Source organism: Haemophilus influenzae (assembly GCF_900475755.1).
GTDB lineage: Bacteria > Pseudomonadota > Gammaproteobacteria > Enterobacterales > Pasteurellaceae > Haemophilus > Haemophilus influenzae_D.
Genome location: NZ_LS483411.1, coordinates 1447815 through 1463654, shown reverse-complemented (window position 1 = coordinate 1463654; position 15840 = coordinate 1447815). Strand labels below are relative to the sequence as shown.

The 15840-nt window shown below is 37.3% G+C and carries 16 protein-coding genes and 3 pseudogenes; 13 read left to right on the top strand and 6 right to left on the bottom strand.

What is annotated here, in order from left to right; translation table 11 throughout:
* The first annotated feature begins 4 nt into the window (after positions 1-4).
* Genes DQN24_RS07205 through DQN24_RS07195 form a run of 3 tightly spaced genes read left to right on the top strand, consistent with a single transcriptional unit; the run spans position 5 to position 2502 of the window.
* Entirely contained in the window at positions 5-625 is a 621-nt protein-coding gene (locus tag DQN24_RS07205) for a fimbrial protein (protein WP_227894294.1), read from the top strand.
* A 13-nt stretch (positions 626-638) separates the two neighbouring features.
* Positions 639-1271, top strand: a complete 633-nt coding sequence (locus DQN24_RS07200; protein WP_227894296.1) for a fimbrial protein — start codon at positions 639-641, stop codon at positions 1269-1271.
* Entirely contained in the window at positions 1264-2502 is a 1239-nt protein-coding gene (locus DQN24_RS07195; protein ID WP_111695616.1) for a fimbrial protein, read from the top strand. The genes DQN24_RS07200 and DQN24_RS07195 overlap by 8 nt, the downstream gene beginning before the upstream one ends.
* A 314-nt stretch (positions 2503-2816) precedes the next feature.
* Here the strand turns inward: DQN24_RS07195 and DQN24_RS07190 are convergent.
* The 3 genes and pseudogenes from DQN24_RS07190 to DQN24_RS07180 all read right to left on the bottom strand — a co-directional run.
* Positions 2817-3683: pseudogene (locus DQN24_RS07190) on the bottom strand (sodium-dependent transporter); the annotation flags it as partial.
* A gap of 21 nt (positions 3684-3704) precedes the next feature.
* A pseudogene (locus DQN24_RS07185) lies at positions 3705-4360 on the bottom strand (IS1595 family transposase).
* Between the two features lie 44 nt (positions 4361-4404).
* Positions 4405-5163: a DeoR/GlpR family DNA-binding transcription regulator gene (locus tag DQN24_RS07180; protein WP_041175318.1), complete on the bottom strand. Its 759-nt coding sequence runs from the start codon at positions 5161-5163 to the stop codon at positions 4405-4407.
* Between the two features lie 170 nt (positions 5164-5333).
* On the opposite strand from DQN24_RS07180, the gene ltnD reads away from it, so the two are divergent.
* The 10 genes from ltnD to DQN24_RS07135 all read left to right on the top strand — a co-directional run bounded on the left by ltnD (position 5334) and on the right by DQN24_RS07135 (position 14236).
* Positions 5334-6239: an L-threonate dehydrogenase gene (gene ltnD / locus DQN24_RS07175; protein WP_015702001.1), complete on the top strand. Its 906-nt coding sequence runs from the start codon at positions 5334-5336 to the stop codon at positions 6237-6239.
* A gap of 2 nt (positions 6240-6241) precedes the next feature.
* Positions 6242-7483, top strand: coding sequence for a 3-oxo-tetronate kinase (otnK, locus tag DQN24_RS07170; protein ID WP_111695615.1), 1242 nt, complete (start codon positions 6242-6244; stop codon positions 7481-7483).
* Positions 7480-8112, top strand: a complete 633-nt coding sequence (locus DQN24_RS07165) for an aldolase (RefSeq protein ID WP_050949271.1) — start codon at positions 7480-7482, stop codon at positions 8110-8112. Before otnK ends, DQN24_RS07165 begins: the two co-directional genes overlap by 4 nt.
* A 2-nt stretch (positions 8113-8114) precedes the next feature.
* Positions 8115-8891 (top strand): 2-oxo-tetronate isomerase, encoded by a 777-nt coding sequence (gene otnI, locus DQN24_RS07160; protein WP_111695614.1) that lies wholly within the window; start codon positions 8115-8117, stop codon positions 8889-8891.
* 55 nt (positions 8892-8946) lie between these two features.
* Positions 8947-9894 carry a D-erythronate dehydrogenase gene (gene denD / locus DQN24_RS07155; protein ID WP_050847019.1) on the top strand — a complete coding sequence of 316 codons (948 nt, stop codon included), beginning with the start codon at positions 8947-8949 and terminating at the stop codon, positions 9892-9894.
* A gap of 8 nt (positions 9895-9902) precedes the next feature.
* Entirely contained in the window at positions 9903-11369 is a 1467-nt protein-coding gene (locus DQN24_RS07150) for a GntP family permease (protein WP_111695613.1), read from the top strand.
* 58 nt (positions 11370-11427) lie between these two features.
* Positions 11428-12771 (top strand): phospholipase, encoded by a 1344-nt coding sequence (locus tag DQN24_RS07145; RefSeq protein ID WP_111695612.1) that lies wholly within the window; start codon positions 11428-11430, stop codon positions 12769-12771.
* Between the two features lie 83 nt (positions 12772-12854).
* Complete coding sequence (locus tag DQN24_RS07140; RefSeq protein WP_373271671.1) at positions 12855-13469, top strand: cyclase family protein; 615 nt, start codon at positions 12855-12857, stop codon at positions 13467-13469.
* A gap of 55 nt (positions 13470-13524) precedes the next feature.
* On the top strand, positions 13525-13713 hold the full coding sequence (locus tag DQN24_RS09005) for a hypothetical protein (RefSeq protein ID WP_162690879.1): 189 nt from the start codon (positions 13525-13527) through the stop codon (positions 13711-13713).
* Complete coding sequence (locus tag DQN24_RS07135; protein ID WP_021035098.1) at positions 13673-14236, top strand: MIP/aquaporin family protein; 564 nt, start codon at positions 13673-13675, stop codon at positions 14234-14236. The genes DQN24_RS09005 and DQN24_RS07135 overlap by 41 nt, the downstream gene beginning before the upstream one ends.
* 1 nt (position 14237) lies before the next feature.
* Here DQN24_RS07135 and DQN24_RS07130 read toward each other — a convergent pair.
* The 3 genes and pseudogenes from DQN24_RS07130 to DQN24_RS07120 form a co-directional block, all read right to left on the bottom strand.
* A pseudogene (locus DQN24_RS07130) lies at positions 14238-14856 on the bottom strand (IS1595 family transposase).
* Positions 14857-15071: 215 nt separating this feature from the next.
* The gene (locus DQN24_RS07125) at positions 15072-15518 is read right to left on the bottom strand and encodes a S24 family peptidase (RefSeq protein ID WP_021035100.1); all 447 of its coding nucleotides are present in this window, start codon (positions 15516-15518) and stop codon (positions 15072-15074) included.
* Positions 15469-15690, bottom strand: a complete 222-nt coding sequence (locus DQN24_RS07120) for a DNA-binding protein (RefSeq protein ID WP_021035101.1) — start codon at positions 15688-15690, stop codon at positions 15469-15471. The genes DQN24_RS07125 and DQN24_RS07120 overlap by 50 nt, the downstream gene beginning before the upstream one ends.
* Positions 15691-15840 lie beyond the last annotated feature (150 nt).

Sequence of the window (15840 nt, the reverse complement as noted above, 5' to 3'; positions counted from 1 at the left end):
ACCAATGAAAAAATTGAAAAAGCAGGGTTTATTCCGCCAAATAATAGGCTTATTCAGCTTGTTATTTGTGGCACCTTTTAGCTCTGCATCTGATGGTTGGGTAAAATTTACCGTAACGATTAAAAATGGTGGCACTTGCCAAGTGCATAGTGGCTATGAAAATAAACAAGTTGATCTCGGCACAGTGTATGCCAATGAACTTAGCACAGCCAACCAAACCGCAGGCGAAAAAGATTTCGATCTTTGGGTGGAAGAATGCGGCGATTTAATCAATGAAACCAATAAACTGAAATTTGTGTTAATGAATACCACAAACAAGACTGATTTATTAGCCAAAGGTGTGTTACCAAATCTTGAAACAGGTGCCAATAAAGATAGCGTTGGCGTGCAATTATTAACCAAACAAGGTAATCCTGTTGAAATAAAATACAATGCCTCGTCATCTCCCACTGAAACACTTGTTTTAAGCCCGAATGGGAATACTCTCGGGGCAGAGGTTGTAATAGGGAAAAAGCACGCTTTTAAATTGCCTTTAAAAGCACGCTTTTATGCCATTACAAATGGCAAAGATGATAAAGCAGGCGATGTGCGAGCAGAAGTGATTTTTGCTGCCTTTTATGAATAAGCAAGGAGTTAAAATGAGAAAAACGAGCTTATGGGCAGGCGTGCTATTTTTGCTATTCGGCTTGCCACAAGGCTATGCTGCAAATCACGGTAAAGTGACTTTTTCAGGCAAGGTGCTTGCAGCTAGATTATGTAATATTACCACCGAAACCGCGGGAAAAACCGTCGATTTAGGGCGGGTAAGAAGCCATCAGTTTACAGGAGAAGGAACCACTGTTGGCGGAACAGACTTTACTCTTTCTGTAAGAAATTGTGGCGAAATGCCGAATACGAAAAACGCAAATCGCTTGAAATATTATTTTGTTTCGCCTTATGCTGAACTTAAGGTTATTACAACTAATGGATTGAACGTGCAATACTATTTAAAAAATACGGTGCAGAATTCAGGCAATAAAGATAGTGTTGGTATCCAAATTTTTGCCACAAGTGGCAGTGAGGCTGGAAAAGTGATTAAAGTAACAAAACAAACCTTACCGACAGATAATTCCGCTAGTAGTGGATATACTGGCACTCAACTTGGGGCAAAAGCAAATGGAGACACTTTTGACATTACCCTGACAGCCAAATTCTATGCTGTAACAGCTGGATCTTCAGACAAAGCTGGCAAAGTCGCCAGCGAAATGACCTTTGAGGTATTCTATGAATAAATTTGTAAAAACATTTCAAAAATTGACCGCTCTTTTTATTATTCTCAATGCTATACCTCAAGAGGTGCAGGCGGATAAGCAAGGAGTGTGGCATAATGAGTGTGATACAGGAGGAAATCACGGGTGTATTCGTTTTCCCGGTGGGCAGTCTGTAGTACATTATCCTAAAGGACCAGTATTAACAGAGCGTTATCTTTTTCCACGAGATAATCCTAGTTTGACTTTAAAACCTATTAATATGGAAAAACTGATCCAAGCTTTAGGTAAACACGAAATTACAATGGAAACTTATAAGATCCCCAAAAAATCAAGCTCAAGAAATAATTCCTGTTTTGCCTCTGAGTTACGTTTAGATGAATTTATTTGGAATAAGATTCCTAATACATCTCCGACTATTTTTCAGCTAAAAGAATTCCCTTATTTAGGCTTTACTTTTAGAATTAAAACTAGATTATCAGGTCAGCCTGCAAGGGTTGGGGAAAATACTAGGCTTCAAGATTGGCATAATATAAATGATTATTTTTATACATTTAGAAGTGGTTGTGGATTTACAGGAGAAGAGTTACGTATAACACCGATAATGGAAATTACACCGATTGATCTTAGTCATTTAGTACATGGCTTTCAATTTCCAAGCGGAGATATTGATCTCAAATTACAAAACTCGTATTTCGGGGCATTTTCTTTAAATGGATACAGTCGTTCAGGACCGAAACCAGTAGTTACCGAAGATGCTGGGACAGCAATCAACGGCAGTAACGTAACAATACGCCTTACTGCAGTAACCTGTAATATTAAAGGAGTGGCAGATTATACTCGAGATTTCGGCACGAAAAAGAGTTCAGACATTACCACGCCTATTAAAACAAGTGATGTAGATATTCGTGTAAACTGCGGTTCAAACGCTTATATTAACCCGTGGATTGTATTTACCGATGCAAATAATCTTGGCAACAGAAGTGATACACTTAAAATGATTTACAAAAATAACGGCGCGCAAACTGCCAATGTTGGCATAAAACTGAAACAAAAAAATGGTAATTACATCAGCTTCGGACCTGACAGCCCTAAAAAAGGCACTCAAAACCAAATTAAATTAACCAAAGAATTTCCACAGCAAAATACATACATTATTAGCTTTACTCCCGAATTAATTAAATTGGATAATTCCAAAAAAATTGAAGGTGGAGAATTAGAAGGTCGCGCAACTTATACCTTGTCATATCAATAACCAAGTCCGTAGGGTGGGCGTAAGCCCACGAAAAAATAAATATGACAAGGATAATTATTTGAGTTAAATGAGTGGGCTTACGCTCACGATAAAATAAATATGACTAAGGATAATTATTTAAGTCAAATGCGTGGGCTTACGCCCACCCTACATTGGATTTATGTTGTCATATTAATAACCCAGTTAAAACAAGCATAATAAAGTGCGGTTAGAAAATGTAATAAAAGAAAGACAAGGGATTAGCTTAAAAGTAATAATATTTTTGTAGGAATTAAAAAAAAAGAAAACCGAGCATTTACTCGGTTTTTTCTTTTTTAGAACAGGTTGCTAATAAAAATCACTAAGATGATCACGGGGACAACAAATTTCACGTAGTTAAACCAAATTTTGATAAAAGTTGAATATTTTGTTGAAGAAAGTTCTTTTTTAGCTTCATCTTTTAATACGAAACCCACGAAAATAGCACAGCCAAGTGCGGTCAGCATAAAGAGAATATTTCCACTGGCGTAATCGTAGAAATCAAAAATGCTTTTGCCGAAGATGGTTACGCTTTTCCATAGATTACCCCCTAAAATTGCAGGGATATTGCCTAATAGAAAGATCCCTCCAAGCGTAAAAATAATGGCTTTACCACGACGCATTCTGAGTTTTTCTTGCAATGCCGTGATGATTACTTCATAAATTGTGATAGAAGTCGTTAGCGCAGCAATTAATAATAAGCCGAAGAAAATAATTGCAAAGAATTTACCTGCCCATAAGTGAGAAAATACGATAGGTAAACTTTGGAATACTAATGTTGGCCCTGCGTTTGGTTCAATTCCAAAAGTGAAAAGTGAGGGGAAAATCATAAAGCCAGCAAGTACGGCGATAATTGTGTTGGTGAAACCTGTAATCACTGCAGTATGGATTAAGTTTTCTTCTTTATTGAGGTAACTGGAAAGGGTAATTAATACACCAAAACCAAGACTTAATGCGAAGAAGACTTGACCTAAAACGAAGATAAATAATTGTGGCGTAATTTTGCTGAAATCTGGTTTTAAATAGAATGTAATGCCTTCCATTGCGCCCGGTAATGTTACGTTGCGAATAACCATTCCAATTAAGAAGATAAATAGCAGTGGCATTAAATATTTTACCGAACGTTCAATCCCACCAATGATACCCTTTGCCAAGATAATGTAAGGGGCTGACGTAGATTAGCCCTAAATACCACGCCATTTTCTCAATATTTTAAGCTGTTCTTTTGGTGCTCCAAAGTTAAACCGAAATTTACATTCCTTCAAGAATAAAGGAAAGTTTTTTCGGTCGATTCCATTATATTTTCGGAGGATTCTCCTCGCCTGACTCCAGAAATTTTCTATTCCATTTATGTGGTTTTGTTTCACCGCAAATAGTTCGGAATGATTGATTCGTTCGTGGTGAAATTTGCTCACATCAAGGGCATCATAGCTTCGATAAGTATCGGTATAAACCCAGCTGTCAGGCTTGATTTTCCTCACAATAACAGGCATTAATGTCTCTGTTTTGGTATTTTCTACCACTACCGTAAATACTTTTCCTTGTCGTTTTAACAAACCAAATACGGCAACTTTTCCTGCTGCGCCTCGACCTCGTTTTCCTTTACGATGACCGCCAAAATAGCTTTCATCAAGCTCAATTTGACCATCAACAACCTCATCGGCTTCAAGGGCTAAATGAGATAGCTAATGACTTCACGAATTTTTCGGTAAAACAAAATCGCTGAATTGGCTTGGATACCGAGTAAATCAGCCGCTGCTTGGGCTGTAATTTCTAATACAAAAAATTCAAGGAGCTTATTTTGTATAGATTTCTTTAATTTACAATGAGTTATATTCATTTTATAGACTAGCACACTTGCTAATCTACGTCAGCCCCTTTATTTTATACTAAAAATAATTCAACATTCATTTCAGCGATTCTAGCTTGAGCATTTTCGGGTAATCCTTTATCACAGATAATCGTATCTAGTGAACTAAGTGGATATAGTAGAAATGTTGCTACTTTGCCATATTTGGATGAATCAGTAACAAGGATATTTTTTTGACTAAATTGGATAATAGCCTTTTTGACAGGAATTTTTTGCTCATCAGGCGTGGTTAGCCCTTTTAAATTCCAAGATGAAGTCGAGATGAACGCAATGTCAACTGAAATTTGATGTAGAAATTGGGCAGCAAATTCTCCCACAGAGGAACGATTTGATTTATTAATGAGCCCACCAGTATGCATAATATTACATTGGCTATTGACCATTAAATAATGGGCAATAACAAAATCATTAGTAATTACAAGTAGATCGTTTCGATTAGCGATTTGTTTTGCGATTTCAAGTGTTGTCGTGCCAGCATCTAGATATATAGTGGAATGTTCTTGTATTAACTCAACTGCTTTTTTACTAATAGCCGTCTTTTCAGTCGTTGCTAGTAATGATTTATCGTCATGTGTTGGTTCACTGGATAAACGTTCAAGTAATTGAACCCCCCCCGAAACAGAGATGACTTTTCCATCCTCTTCGAGCTTTTGTATATCACGACGTACGGTCATATGCGATACGCCTAAGATATTGACTAAGTTATTTATACTAATAACGCCTTGTTTACTAATTAAGTTTAATAATGTCTTTTGCCGTTCAGCAGGAATCATCTTTTTCTCCATACCTGATTTCAAATCAGATTATGAGCTCATAACGTTTTATCACCAAAATTAACAAAAAATAACATTTTTTATCATTCTGTGATCTAGATCTCAGATTTAATTTATTGTATCGGCTAATATACAGATAAATTTAGTTAAGATCTATTGGGAGATTAAAAATGGAAAATCAAAATTATTCAGTCGCAGTAATTGGTCTTGGTTCTATGGGTATGGGCGCAGCGGTATCTTGCATTAATGCAGGATTAACGACCTATGGTATTGATTTAAACCCAGTTGCACTTGAAAAACTAAAAGCGGCAGGTGCAAAAGCTGTAGCGGCAAATGGCTATGACTTTGCTCACGAACTTGATGCTGTAGTGATTTTAGTGGTTAATGCAGCCCAAGCTAACGCAGTATTATTTGGCGAAAATGGTATTGCTAAAAAATTAAAAGCAGGTACAGCGGTGATGGTTTCTTCTACCATGGCGGCTCAAGATGCTCAAATAATTTCACAAAAATTAACAGAATTAGGTTTGATTATGTTAGATGCGCCTGTTTCTGGTGGTGCAGCTAAAGCATTAAAAGGTGAAATGACTGTTATGGCATCGGGTTCAAAACAAGCATTTGAGTTGTTACAACCTGTTTTAGATGCCACTGCGGCAAAAGTTTATAACATTGGTGAAGAAATTGGTTTAGGTGCAACGGTGAAAATTGTCCATCAATTATTAGCCGGCGTACATATTGCAGCAGGTGCGGAAGCTATGGCTCTTGCCTCAAAAGCGGGTATTCCACTTGATGTTATGTATGATGTTGTGACCAATGCAGCTGGTAACTCTTGGATGTTTGAAAACCGGATGAAACACGTAGTAGAAGGTGACTATACGCCGCTTTCTATGGTTGATATTTTTGTGAAAGATTTAGGCTTAGTTAATGACACTGCAAAATCACTTCATTTCCCACTTCATTTGGCAAGCACAGCCTATTCTATGTTCACTGAGGCAAGCAATGCGGGTTATGGTAAAGAAGATGATAGTGCAGTGATTAAAATTTTTAGTGGTGTTAACTTACCGAAAAAAGGAGCGTAGCGATGTTGGGTGTTATTGCAGATGATTTTACAGGCGCAAGCGATATCGCCAGTTTTTTGGTTGAAAATGGCTTAAGTACGGTGCAAATGAACGGTGTTCCAACACAATCGTTAAACAGCAAAGTAAATGCCATTGTGATCAGTCTAAAATCACGTTCCAACCCTGTGAATCAAGCCATTGAACAGTCATTGAGGGCTTATCAATGGTTAAAGGAAAATGGTTGTACACAATTTTATTTTAAATATTGTTCCACCTTTGACAGCACAGCGAAAGGCAATATCGGTCCTGTCACGGATGCTTTATTAGATGAATTAAATGAAGATTTCACCGTTATTACACCGGCACTTCCAGTGAATGGTCGCACCATTTTTAATGGTTATTTATTTGTAAGTGATCTGCTCTTAAGTGAATCAGGCATGAAAAATCATCCGATTACGCCAATGACTGATGCTAATTTAATGCGTTTAATGGATGCACAAGCCAAAGGTAAAACTGGTTTGGTGGCGTATTCTGATGTGATTAAAGGGGCTTCGCGTGTGCAAGAGCGTTTTGCGGAATTAAAAGCACAAGGCTACCGTTATGCGGTTGTTGATGCCGTGGATAATTCGCAGTTGGAGGTACTTGCTGAAGCAGTGGCGGATTTCAAATTGGTGACAGGCGGTTCTGGTTTAGCAGCATATATGGCGGCGCGTTTAAGTGGTGGTAAAAAAGGTGTGAACGCTTTTACCCCGAATAAAGGCAAAACAGTTGTATTGTCAGGATCTTGCTCAGTAATGACCAATAAACAAGTGGAAAAATATCGTGAAAAAGCACCGCACTTTCAACTCGATGTTGAGCAAGCCATCCATAATGAAAATTATGTAGAACAACTTTATCAGTGGGTGATAGCAAATCTCGATAGCGAATTTGCCCCGATAGTCTATGCAACAGTGCAACCAGATGTATTAAAAGCTATTCAACATCAATTTGGGGTGGATCAAGCCAGCCATGCCATTGAAAGCATTTTTGCCAAACTTGCCGCTAAATTAAAACAAGCCGGCGTGGTCAACTTTATTACTGCTGGTGGTGAAACCTCAAGTATTGTGGTGCAAGAACTTGGTTTTACTGGGTTCCATATTGGTAAACAAATTGCCCCGGGTGTGCCTTGGTTAAAAGCGGTAGAAGAAGATATTTTCCTTGCGCTTAAATCAGGCAATTTCGGCAAAGAAGACTTTTTTGAATATGCACAAGGAATGTTCCTATGACGGATTTAGCACAAAAAGAATTAATGGTGCAGCTCGGACGTTCTTTTTATGAGCGAGGTTACACCGTGGGCGGTGCAGGTAATTTATCAGTTCGCTTAGATGACAATCGTGTGTTAGTGACCCCTACAGGTTCTTCACTCGGTCGGTTAAGTGTAGAACGTTTATCTGTATTGGATATGGAAGGTAATCTTTTAGGGGGCGATAAACCATCGAAAGAAGCAGTATTTCATTTGGCTATGTACAAGAAAAATCCTGAGTGCAAAGCCATTGTGCATTTACATAGTACCTATTTGACCGCACTTTCTTGCTTAGATAATTTGGATCCTAATAATGCTATAGAGCCATTTACACCATATTACGTAATGCGCGTGGGAAAAATGCAAGTTATTCCCTACTATAGACCGGGTTCACCAAAGATTGCAGAAGAATTAAGTAACAGAGCTTTAACAGGCAAAGCCTTCTTACTCGCTAATCATGGTGTTGTTGTCACTGGCTCAGACTTGCTTGATGCGGCAGATAATACAGAAGAGTTAGAAGAAACCGCAAAATTATTCTTCATATTGAAAGGACAAAAAATCCGTTATCTCACAGATGACGAAATTAAAGATTTGGAACACAGAGGAAAATAATTATGCCTAAATTTGCAGCTAATTTAACCATGATGTTTAATGAAGTACCATTTTTAGAGCGATTTGAAGTTGCTGCTAACGCTGGATTTAAATACGTGGAATATTTATGGCCTTATGATTACCCCGCTAAAGAATTAAAAGCCAAACTCGATCAATATGGTTTGACCCAAGTATTATTTAATACTTCTGCAGGCGATGTGACCAAAGGCGAATGGGGCATTGCGGCGACTCCCGGACGCGAAGCTGAAGCTCGTCAACATATTGATCAAGCCCTTGAGTATGCCATTACTTTAAACTGCCCAACAGTTCATATTATGGCGGCAGTTGTTCCCGAAGGTGCAAATCGTGAAGATTACAAACAGACCTTTGTAGAAAACATTCGTTATGCTGCTGAAAAATTCAAACCACACGGTATTAATATTTGTTTGGAAGCGTTAAGTCCTGAAGTTAAACCTAACTATTTCTTAAAAAGCCAATATGACACGTTGGACATCGTAGAATTGGTAGATCGCGATAACGTTTTTGTTCAACTGGATTACTTCCATGCCCAAAATGTTGACGGTAATCTCTCTCGTTTAACCGATAAGTTAAACGGTAAATTTGCCCATGTACAAATCGCTTCCGTACCAGCACGCCACGAACCAGACGAAGGTGAAATTAACTACCAATATATCTTCGATAAACTAGATGAAATCGGTTATACAGGCTATGTTGGCTGTGAATATAAACCACGTGGTGAAACCGTAGCGGGATTGGATTGGTTTCAGAAGTATAAATAAATATTCTTAAATTTAACTGCGGTTTTAAAAACATATATTATCTAAGGAGGATACAATGAAAGTTGTAATTACTGGTGGACAAGGGTTCTTAGGACAACGTTTAGCCAAAACGCTATTAGCCCAGAATGATGTTCATATTGATGATTTAATTTTAATTGATGTTGTTAAGCCTATTGCGCCAAATAATGATCCTCGTGTTCGATGTTATGAAATGGATTTACGTTATCCAACAGGATTAGATGAATTAATTACTGAAGAAACGGATGCTATTTTTCATTTAGCAGCTATCGTAAGTAGTCATGCAGAACAAGATCCTGATTTAGGTTATGAAATTAATTTCTTAGCAACACGAAATATCCTTGAAATTTGTCGCAAAAATAATCCTAAAGTGCGGTTTATTTTCTCTAGTTCTTTAGCCATATTTGGTGGAGAACTACCTGAAACTATTTTAGACAGTACAGCATTCACACCGCAATCTACCTATGGTACACAAAAAGCAATGTGTGAATTGCTGATTAATGATTACTCACGAAAAGGTTTTGTAGATGGTATTGTTATTCGTTTACCAACCATTTGTATTCGACCAGGCAAACCAAACAAAGCTGCATCCTCATTTGTTAGCAGTATTATGCGTGAACCTCTACATGGGGAGGATGCTGTGTGTCCCGTATCGGAAGAATTACGTTTATGGTTATCTAGCCCAAATACAGTAGTTGCAAACTTTATTCATGCTTTACAACTTCCATCACTTCCATTGCGTAGTTGGCATACTATTAATCTTCCAGGGTTTAGTGTTACCGTAAAACAAATGTTATCTGATCTCACTCAAGTAAAAGGTGAAGCAATTTTAGAACATATTAAATTTGAGTTTGATGAAAGCATTAACAATATCGTTGCTAGTTGGCCTGCAAGAATTGATAACACCCAGGCATTAGCTCTTGGTTTCAAAGTGGATAGCAATTTCCAAAATGTTATCCAACAGTTTATTGAATATGATATGTAGGAGGCACTATGTTTGGCTTACCTATTCCAATTATTGGATTATTAATCGCTGTATTTGTTCTCGTTTTTCTCGTCTTAAGAACGCGAGTTCATGCTTTCATCGCAATGCTAATTGCAGCTTCAATTGCAGGTTTAGTAGGTGGTATGTCAGCTGATGAAACCTTAAATTCCATCACAAAAGGATTTGGTGGCACACTAGGTAGTATTGGGATTGTTATCGGACTTGGTGTAATGATGGGTAGCGTCTTAGAAGTTTCTGGTGCGGCAGAAAAAATGGCATATAGTTTTATCAAAATGCTAGGTCAGAAAAAAGAAGAATGGGCATTAGCCATTACAGGTTACGTAGTGAGTATTCCAATTTTCGTAGATTCTGCATTTGTTATCCTTTATCCAGTAGCAAAAGCTCTCGCAAAAAATGGTAAACGCTCATTATTAACTCTAGGCGTTGCTTTGGCTGGTGGCTTGGTTGTGACACACCACACCGTTCCACCAACACCAGGTCCATTGGGAGTAGCTGGGTTATTTGGTGTAGATATTGGTGCAATGTTACTCACTGGAGTGTGTATGGCTGTCTTGCCTGTTGTAGGAATAGTTCTGTATGCTAAATGGTTAGATAAAAAATACCCTAACTTTAATCAAGAAGTGTTCACGGAAGAAGAATTAAAACAAAAATATGATAGTTATATTGAAAGTCGTGAGAAAAAAGAACTTCCTAGTTTAGGGCTTTCTTTACTACCAATTGTATTACCAATAATATTAATCTTTATTAAAGCAGTTGTACATTTATTCGTTAAAGATGTACCTGAAGCATTGACAAGTATACCTTATCAAATCGTTTCATTCCTTGGTCACCCTGTTATTGCTTTAGCATTAAGCGTATTAATTTCTGTTTACACATTATTACCAAAAGCCGATAAAAATACGACTGCACTTCATCTTGAAGAAGGTGTTAAAACAGCTGGTATTATCTTATTAGTAACAGGTGCGGGTGGTGCATTAGGTGCGGTATTACGCGATAGTGGTGCTGGAAAACAATTAGCAGAACAGATCGCAAACTTACCTATTTCACCAATTTTAATTCCATTTATCGTATCGACTTTAGTGCGTTTTATTCAAGGTTCAGGTACGGTTGCAATGATTACAGCTGCTTCAATTTCAGCCCCAATCCTTGCGCAAATACCCGGTGTCAATATGCTATTAGCCGCTCAAGCTGCTACCATGGGATCGCTTTTCTTTGGTTATTTCAATGATAGTTTATTCTGGGTGGTTAACCGTATGATGGGAATTAATGATGTGAAAAAACAAATGGTCGTTTGGTCTGTACCAACCACGATTGCTTGGGGGATTGGTGGTATTTCAGTAATTCTTGCTAACTTGATTTTTGGCAACGATGGCTCTGTATTTGATCTACTTTTCCCTATTGTCATGTTAGCTAGCATTTTATTCTATATCAAACTTCAGAATAAAAATCTCTAAGCCAGAAAATATCCCCATGATAAAAATATTATGGGGATTTCATTTTAAGGAGAATATGATGTTAAAAAAAATATGCATTCTACTTTCTCTTCTAGCAGCATTTCATGTTTTGGCTCAAGATAAGGTTTTTAAAAATATAAAACCAATTCAAGTAACACTTTTAGCTGAAATCACCGCACAAGGTCAAAAGGTTAATGCTGTAGCATTAGAATATGAAGATAATATACTTTCAGGTTCTGATCTTCGAAAAACTTATCAAATTTCTACCGCACTTAATGGAGAAGAATTTATACCACGTACTATTTTACGTGCTTATGTAAATAATGAACCAACATTATCTGCTCAACCTAAAATAGGTAAATTTGTCATTATTGAATTAGATAATCAAGACAAGAATGCCGATCTTTATAGCCTTAAGACTGAAAATAATCAATCTATGCAATTCAAAGGAAGAGATAAAGATGGTAATGTGATTGTGATTGAGAAAAAACAAATCAACAAAGTCCCTCAATATTATGGTGAAAAGTTAATTTATCAAATTAATCAAATTGGGTATTTGAAACTGACTAATGGTAAAACCTTAGATAAAATCCAGCTAATGCAACCTGCTATTTTTGAGCATGTTAAAACACCTTGGCTTGATCAATTTGCAGTGAAAAGTGTTTATTTGAAAGATAAAGCTAATTTTCTAAATTACAGAATTTTTACACCACATTTTGAAACAGAAAAAACTTATCCTTTAACCATTTTTCTTCATGGTTCAGGGCAAGTAGGGTCAGATAATATAGCACATTTGCTTTCAAGTAAGGGCGCTATTTCAACCTTACAATATGAAGAAGGTGTCGTGTTAGCACCGCAATATCAAAGTGTTTTTGATCCTTTTGATGATATTACAAAAGGGCATCAAGGTGGTATCCATTGGCAAACGGAAAACCGTCGAGATCTTGTATTAAAAATAATTGATGAAACTTTAATGCAATATCCACAAATTGATAAAACACGTATTTATTTAGTGGGATTATCTCGTGGTTCTGAAGGTGCAGTAAAACTCTTATTAACTCGACCGCACTTTTTTGCTGGTGCATTATTAATGAGTGGGCGTGAAGCTTATACGTATGAATGGGTCGATGGTAATGCAACAAAAGAAAATCTTTCTTCCATTAAGGATATCCCTATGTGGTTCTTCCACAGCAAAGAAGATAAAATCTCTCCAGTTGAAGGCTCACGAATTAACGTAAACATCCTGAAAGAGCTTCATGCACCAAATGTCAAATATACTGAATTTACTACAGAAAAAGTGGGTGACAATGGTATTGCAAATGATAATGCGCATAATACATGGGATGCGGTATTTAACAGCCCTGAAGTGATACAATGGTTATTACACCAAAAACGTAGATAAGGAAATCAATGATGTTTATATATTTATCACACCCATTAGATCCAAATGATTTAGATTGACCTGACGAACCTGTCGTTGAAGTAATACGTTGTACTGATATAAATGAGATAACACCATTTAGCAGTTTTATCTCTAAAATACCAAATCATTGCGGTACACATATGGATGCGGCACGCTACTTTGTAAAAGATGGTTTAAGTATCAATGAATTGCCAATTGAGTATTTTTGCCATAAGGATGTTGTATTACTTGAGGTTCCAAAAGACGAAGCGGAAGGGATTACGAAAGAAGATTTAGAGCCTTATGCGGATATTTTAGCGCAAGTATCCTTTGCTTTCTTACGCACAGGGTTTGAGAAATACAGAACTGAGAATCCGTTAATTTATCAAAATGAAGGACCATATATTGCGACGAGTGCGGGAAAATATTTATCCGATAACTATCCTAATTTAAAAGGAGTAGGTATTGATTTCCTTGCACTTGGTTCGCCTTCTTCTCGTGTTCCTGATACAGAAAATCCGAAAAATTATCACCAAGCGATCTTAGGTTATCACAGTGGGCGTTTTACCACAGTGATTGAAGATATGCATCTTTCTGAACTTCCTAAAGGGGCCAAAATTAAGCAATTTATCAATGCGCCATTACGCATTGTCGGGCTAGATTCAAGCCAACTTGTATTGCTGAAATTGAATAAATGATGGAGTGCTAGGGTTATCTCTAGCACTCTTTTATATCTAGATAGGAATGAAGATTATGGAAAATATCAACCTTTATCTTGGTGAACTTGTGGGAACAGCATTTTTTATGGTGTTAGGACTTGGCGTTTGTGCCAATATTTCCTTAAAAAATCAGGAATGTATGGGAGCGGTGGTTTACTTGCCGCTTGTGGTTGGGGTTATCAATGGTGTCCATTGCTGTTATTTTTGGACCACTCACCGGTGATCATGTAAATCCTGCTGTTACTATTGATTTTTGGGCGGTAGGTAAATTTCCAACAGAACTTGTGTTAGTCTATATTATTGCTCAATGTATCGGTGCGTTTATTGGTGCTCTGATTGTATGGCTATTATTTAAAGATCATTTAGATGAAGAAGACAATCAAAATTGTCAATTAGGTTCTTTTACCACTATTGCAACAAACTCTAATAACTTACGCAATTTACTTTCTGAAATTGTCACCACATTTTCATTGTTATTTATTTTATTCGCACTAAATCATCAACAACCTACTAATGGTGTTGCAATGTTCTTTGTTTTTACGGGAGTAGCTGGTGGTGTTATGTCCTTTGGTGGATTAACAAGTTATGCAATCAACCCAACACGTGATTTTATGCCGCGTCTTGTTCACGCTATCATGCCAATTAAAAATAAAGGTAGTTCCAATTTCGATTACGCTTGGGTTCCTGTCTTGAGGTCTGTAATTGGCGCAATGTTAGCTGCTTGGTTATGCAAAGCAATGTTTTAAGTTATTCTTTTGGTGATCCAAAGTTAAACCGAAATTCACATTCCTTCAAGAATAAAGGAAAGTTTTTTGGTCGATGCTATTATATTTTCGGAGGATTCTCTTCGCCTGACTCCAGAAATTTTCTATTCCATTTATGTGGTTTTGTTTCACCGCAAATAGTTCGGAATGATTGATTCGTTCGTGGTGAAATTTGCTCACATCAAGGGCATCATAGTTTCGATAAGTATCGGTATAAACCCAGTTGTCAGGCTTGATTTTCCTCACAATAACAGGCATTAATGTCTCTGTTTTGGTATTTTCTACCACTACCGTAAATACTTTTCCTTGTCGTTTTAACAAACCAAATACGGCAATTTTTCCTGCTGTGCCTCGACCTCGTTTTCCTTTACGATGACCGCCAAAATAGCTTTCATCAAGCTCAATTTGACCATCAACAACCTCATCGGCTTCAAGGGCTAAATGATAGCTAATGACTTCACGAATTTTTCGGTAAAACAAAATCGCTGAATTGGCTTGGATACCGAGTAAATCAGCCGCTGCTCAGGCTGTAATTTCTAATACAAAAAACTCAAGGAGCTTATTTGTATAAATTTCTTTAATTTACAATGAGTTATATTTATTTTTATAGACTAGCACACTTGCTAATCTACGTCAGCCCCTAAAATAATGCTCTGTTGTGGCTAAGGCATAAAACAACCCCGTGGCTAACCAACCAAGAATCACCGCAGGAGGCGCTGAAGCCAATCGAGTTCATTCGGCTTTTAGGCGGAAAATATAATAAAAGCCGTAAGTCGCTGCTACAAAAACTAAAAATGCTAGAAATCCCGTCATTTTATCACCACTTCTTCATCTTCATCGGCAAACTAAACACCACGCGTTCGTGAATATAGACAGGATCATCCTGTTTTATCTCCCACTCTTTATACTCTTCTTTATTATTAGAAATCGCCCACATTTCACGGCCACGTTTTTGCAAGCGTTTAATGAATGTGTGATCATCAAACGTGAACACATAAAGCCCATCGGCACTGAAATAATTTTCTGATACATCGACATAAAGTAAATCGCCGTTTTCTAATGTCGGCGCCATGCTATCGCCTTTCACCGCAATAATTTTTAAATTTTTAGCATCGGTGCGCCCAAATTGGCGACGGAAGAAATCCAAGTCGAACTCTTGCGCCAATAAGCCCTGTTCTGTACGGGTTAAAAACGTGCCATTTCCTGCACTGGCTTCAATATCCAAAATTTCTACTCGGATAGTGTTTTTTTGCCAAAGGTTCATGCAGATTAACGACGCACACCGTGTCGTCAGTAAAGCCCAATGCATTTTTCGTTACATCAGGAAATGAACTTATATGATATTCAAACGCACCGCCTTTTATACCTTTGGCTTCGCGCATTTTCCAATTTTCATTTTTTGCCTTGCGAGTGATATTTGTTGCTTGAGCAGGCAATCCATCTAGCCCTTCTAACTCTTATGCCGAGTACCATTCTTTCATTTTTGATTTCCTCATAAGATTTTTTAAATCTTTTTTAAATCACATATTGATTTAAAAAAGATTTAGTTATGATATCTCAAACAATGTAAACAAACACAAAAGGCA

Coding starts and splice junctions, on each gene's coding strand:
- DQN24_RS07125 (WP_021035100.1), bottom strand. CDS start 15,518: ATGAACCTTTGGCAAAAAAACACTATCCGAGTAGAAATTTTGGATATT.
- denD (WP_050847019.1), top strand. CDS start 8,947: ATGAAAGTTGTAATTACTGGTGGACAAGGGTTCTTAGGACAACGTTTA.
- DQN24_RS07200 (WP_227894296.1), top strand. CDS start 639: ATGAGAAAAACGAGCTTATGGGCAGGCGTGCTATTTTTGCTATTCGGC.
- DQN24_RS07195 (WP_111695616.1), top strand. CDS start 1,264: ATGAATAAATTTGTAAAAACATTTCAAAAATTGACCGCTCTTTTTATT.
- ltnD (WP_015702001.1), top strand. CDS start 5,334: ATGGAAAATCAAAATTATTCAGTCGCAGTAATTGGTCTTGGTTCTATG.
- DQN24_RS07180 (WP_041175318.1), bottom strand. CDS start 5,163: ATGATTCCTGCTGAACGGCAAAAGACATTATTAAACTTAATTAGTAAA.
- DQN24_RS07205 (WP_227894294.1), top strand. CDS start 5: ATGAAAAAATTGAAAAAGCAGGGTTTATTCCGCCAAATAATAGGCTTA.
- DQN24_RS07145 (WP_111695612.1), top strand. CDS start 11,428: ATGTTAAAAAAAATATGCATTCTACTTTCTCTTCTAGCAGCATTTCAT.
- DQN24_RS09005 (WP_162690879.1), top strand. CDS start 13,525: ATGGAAAATATCAACCTTTATCTTGGTGAACTTGTGGGAACAGCATTT.
- otnI (WP_111695614.1), top strand. CDS start 8,115: ATGCCTAAATTTGCAGCTAATTTAACCATGATGTTTAATGAAGTACCA.
- DQN24_RS07165 (WP_050949271.1), top strand. CDS start 7,480: ATGACGGATTTAGCACAAAAAGAATTAATGGTGCAGCTCGGACGTTCT.
- otnK (WP_111695615.1), top strand. CDS start 6,242: ATGTTGGGTGTTATTGCAGATGATTTTACAGGCGCAAGCGATATCGCC.
- DQN24_RS07150 (WP_111695613.1), top strand. CDS start 9,903: ATGTTTGGCTTACCTATTCCAATTATTGGATTATTAATCGCTGTATTT.
- DQN24_RS07135 (WP_021035098.1), top strand. CDS start 13,673: ATGGTGTCCATTGCTGTTATTTTTGGACCACTCACCGGTGATCATGTA.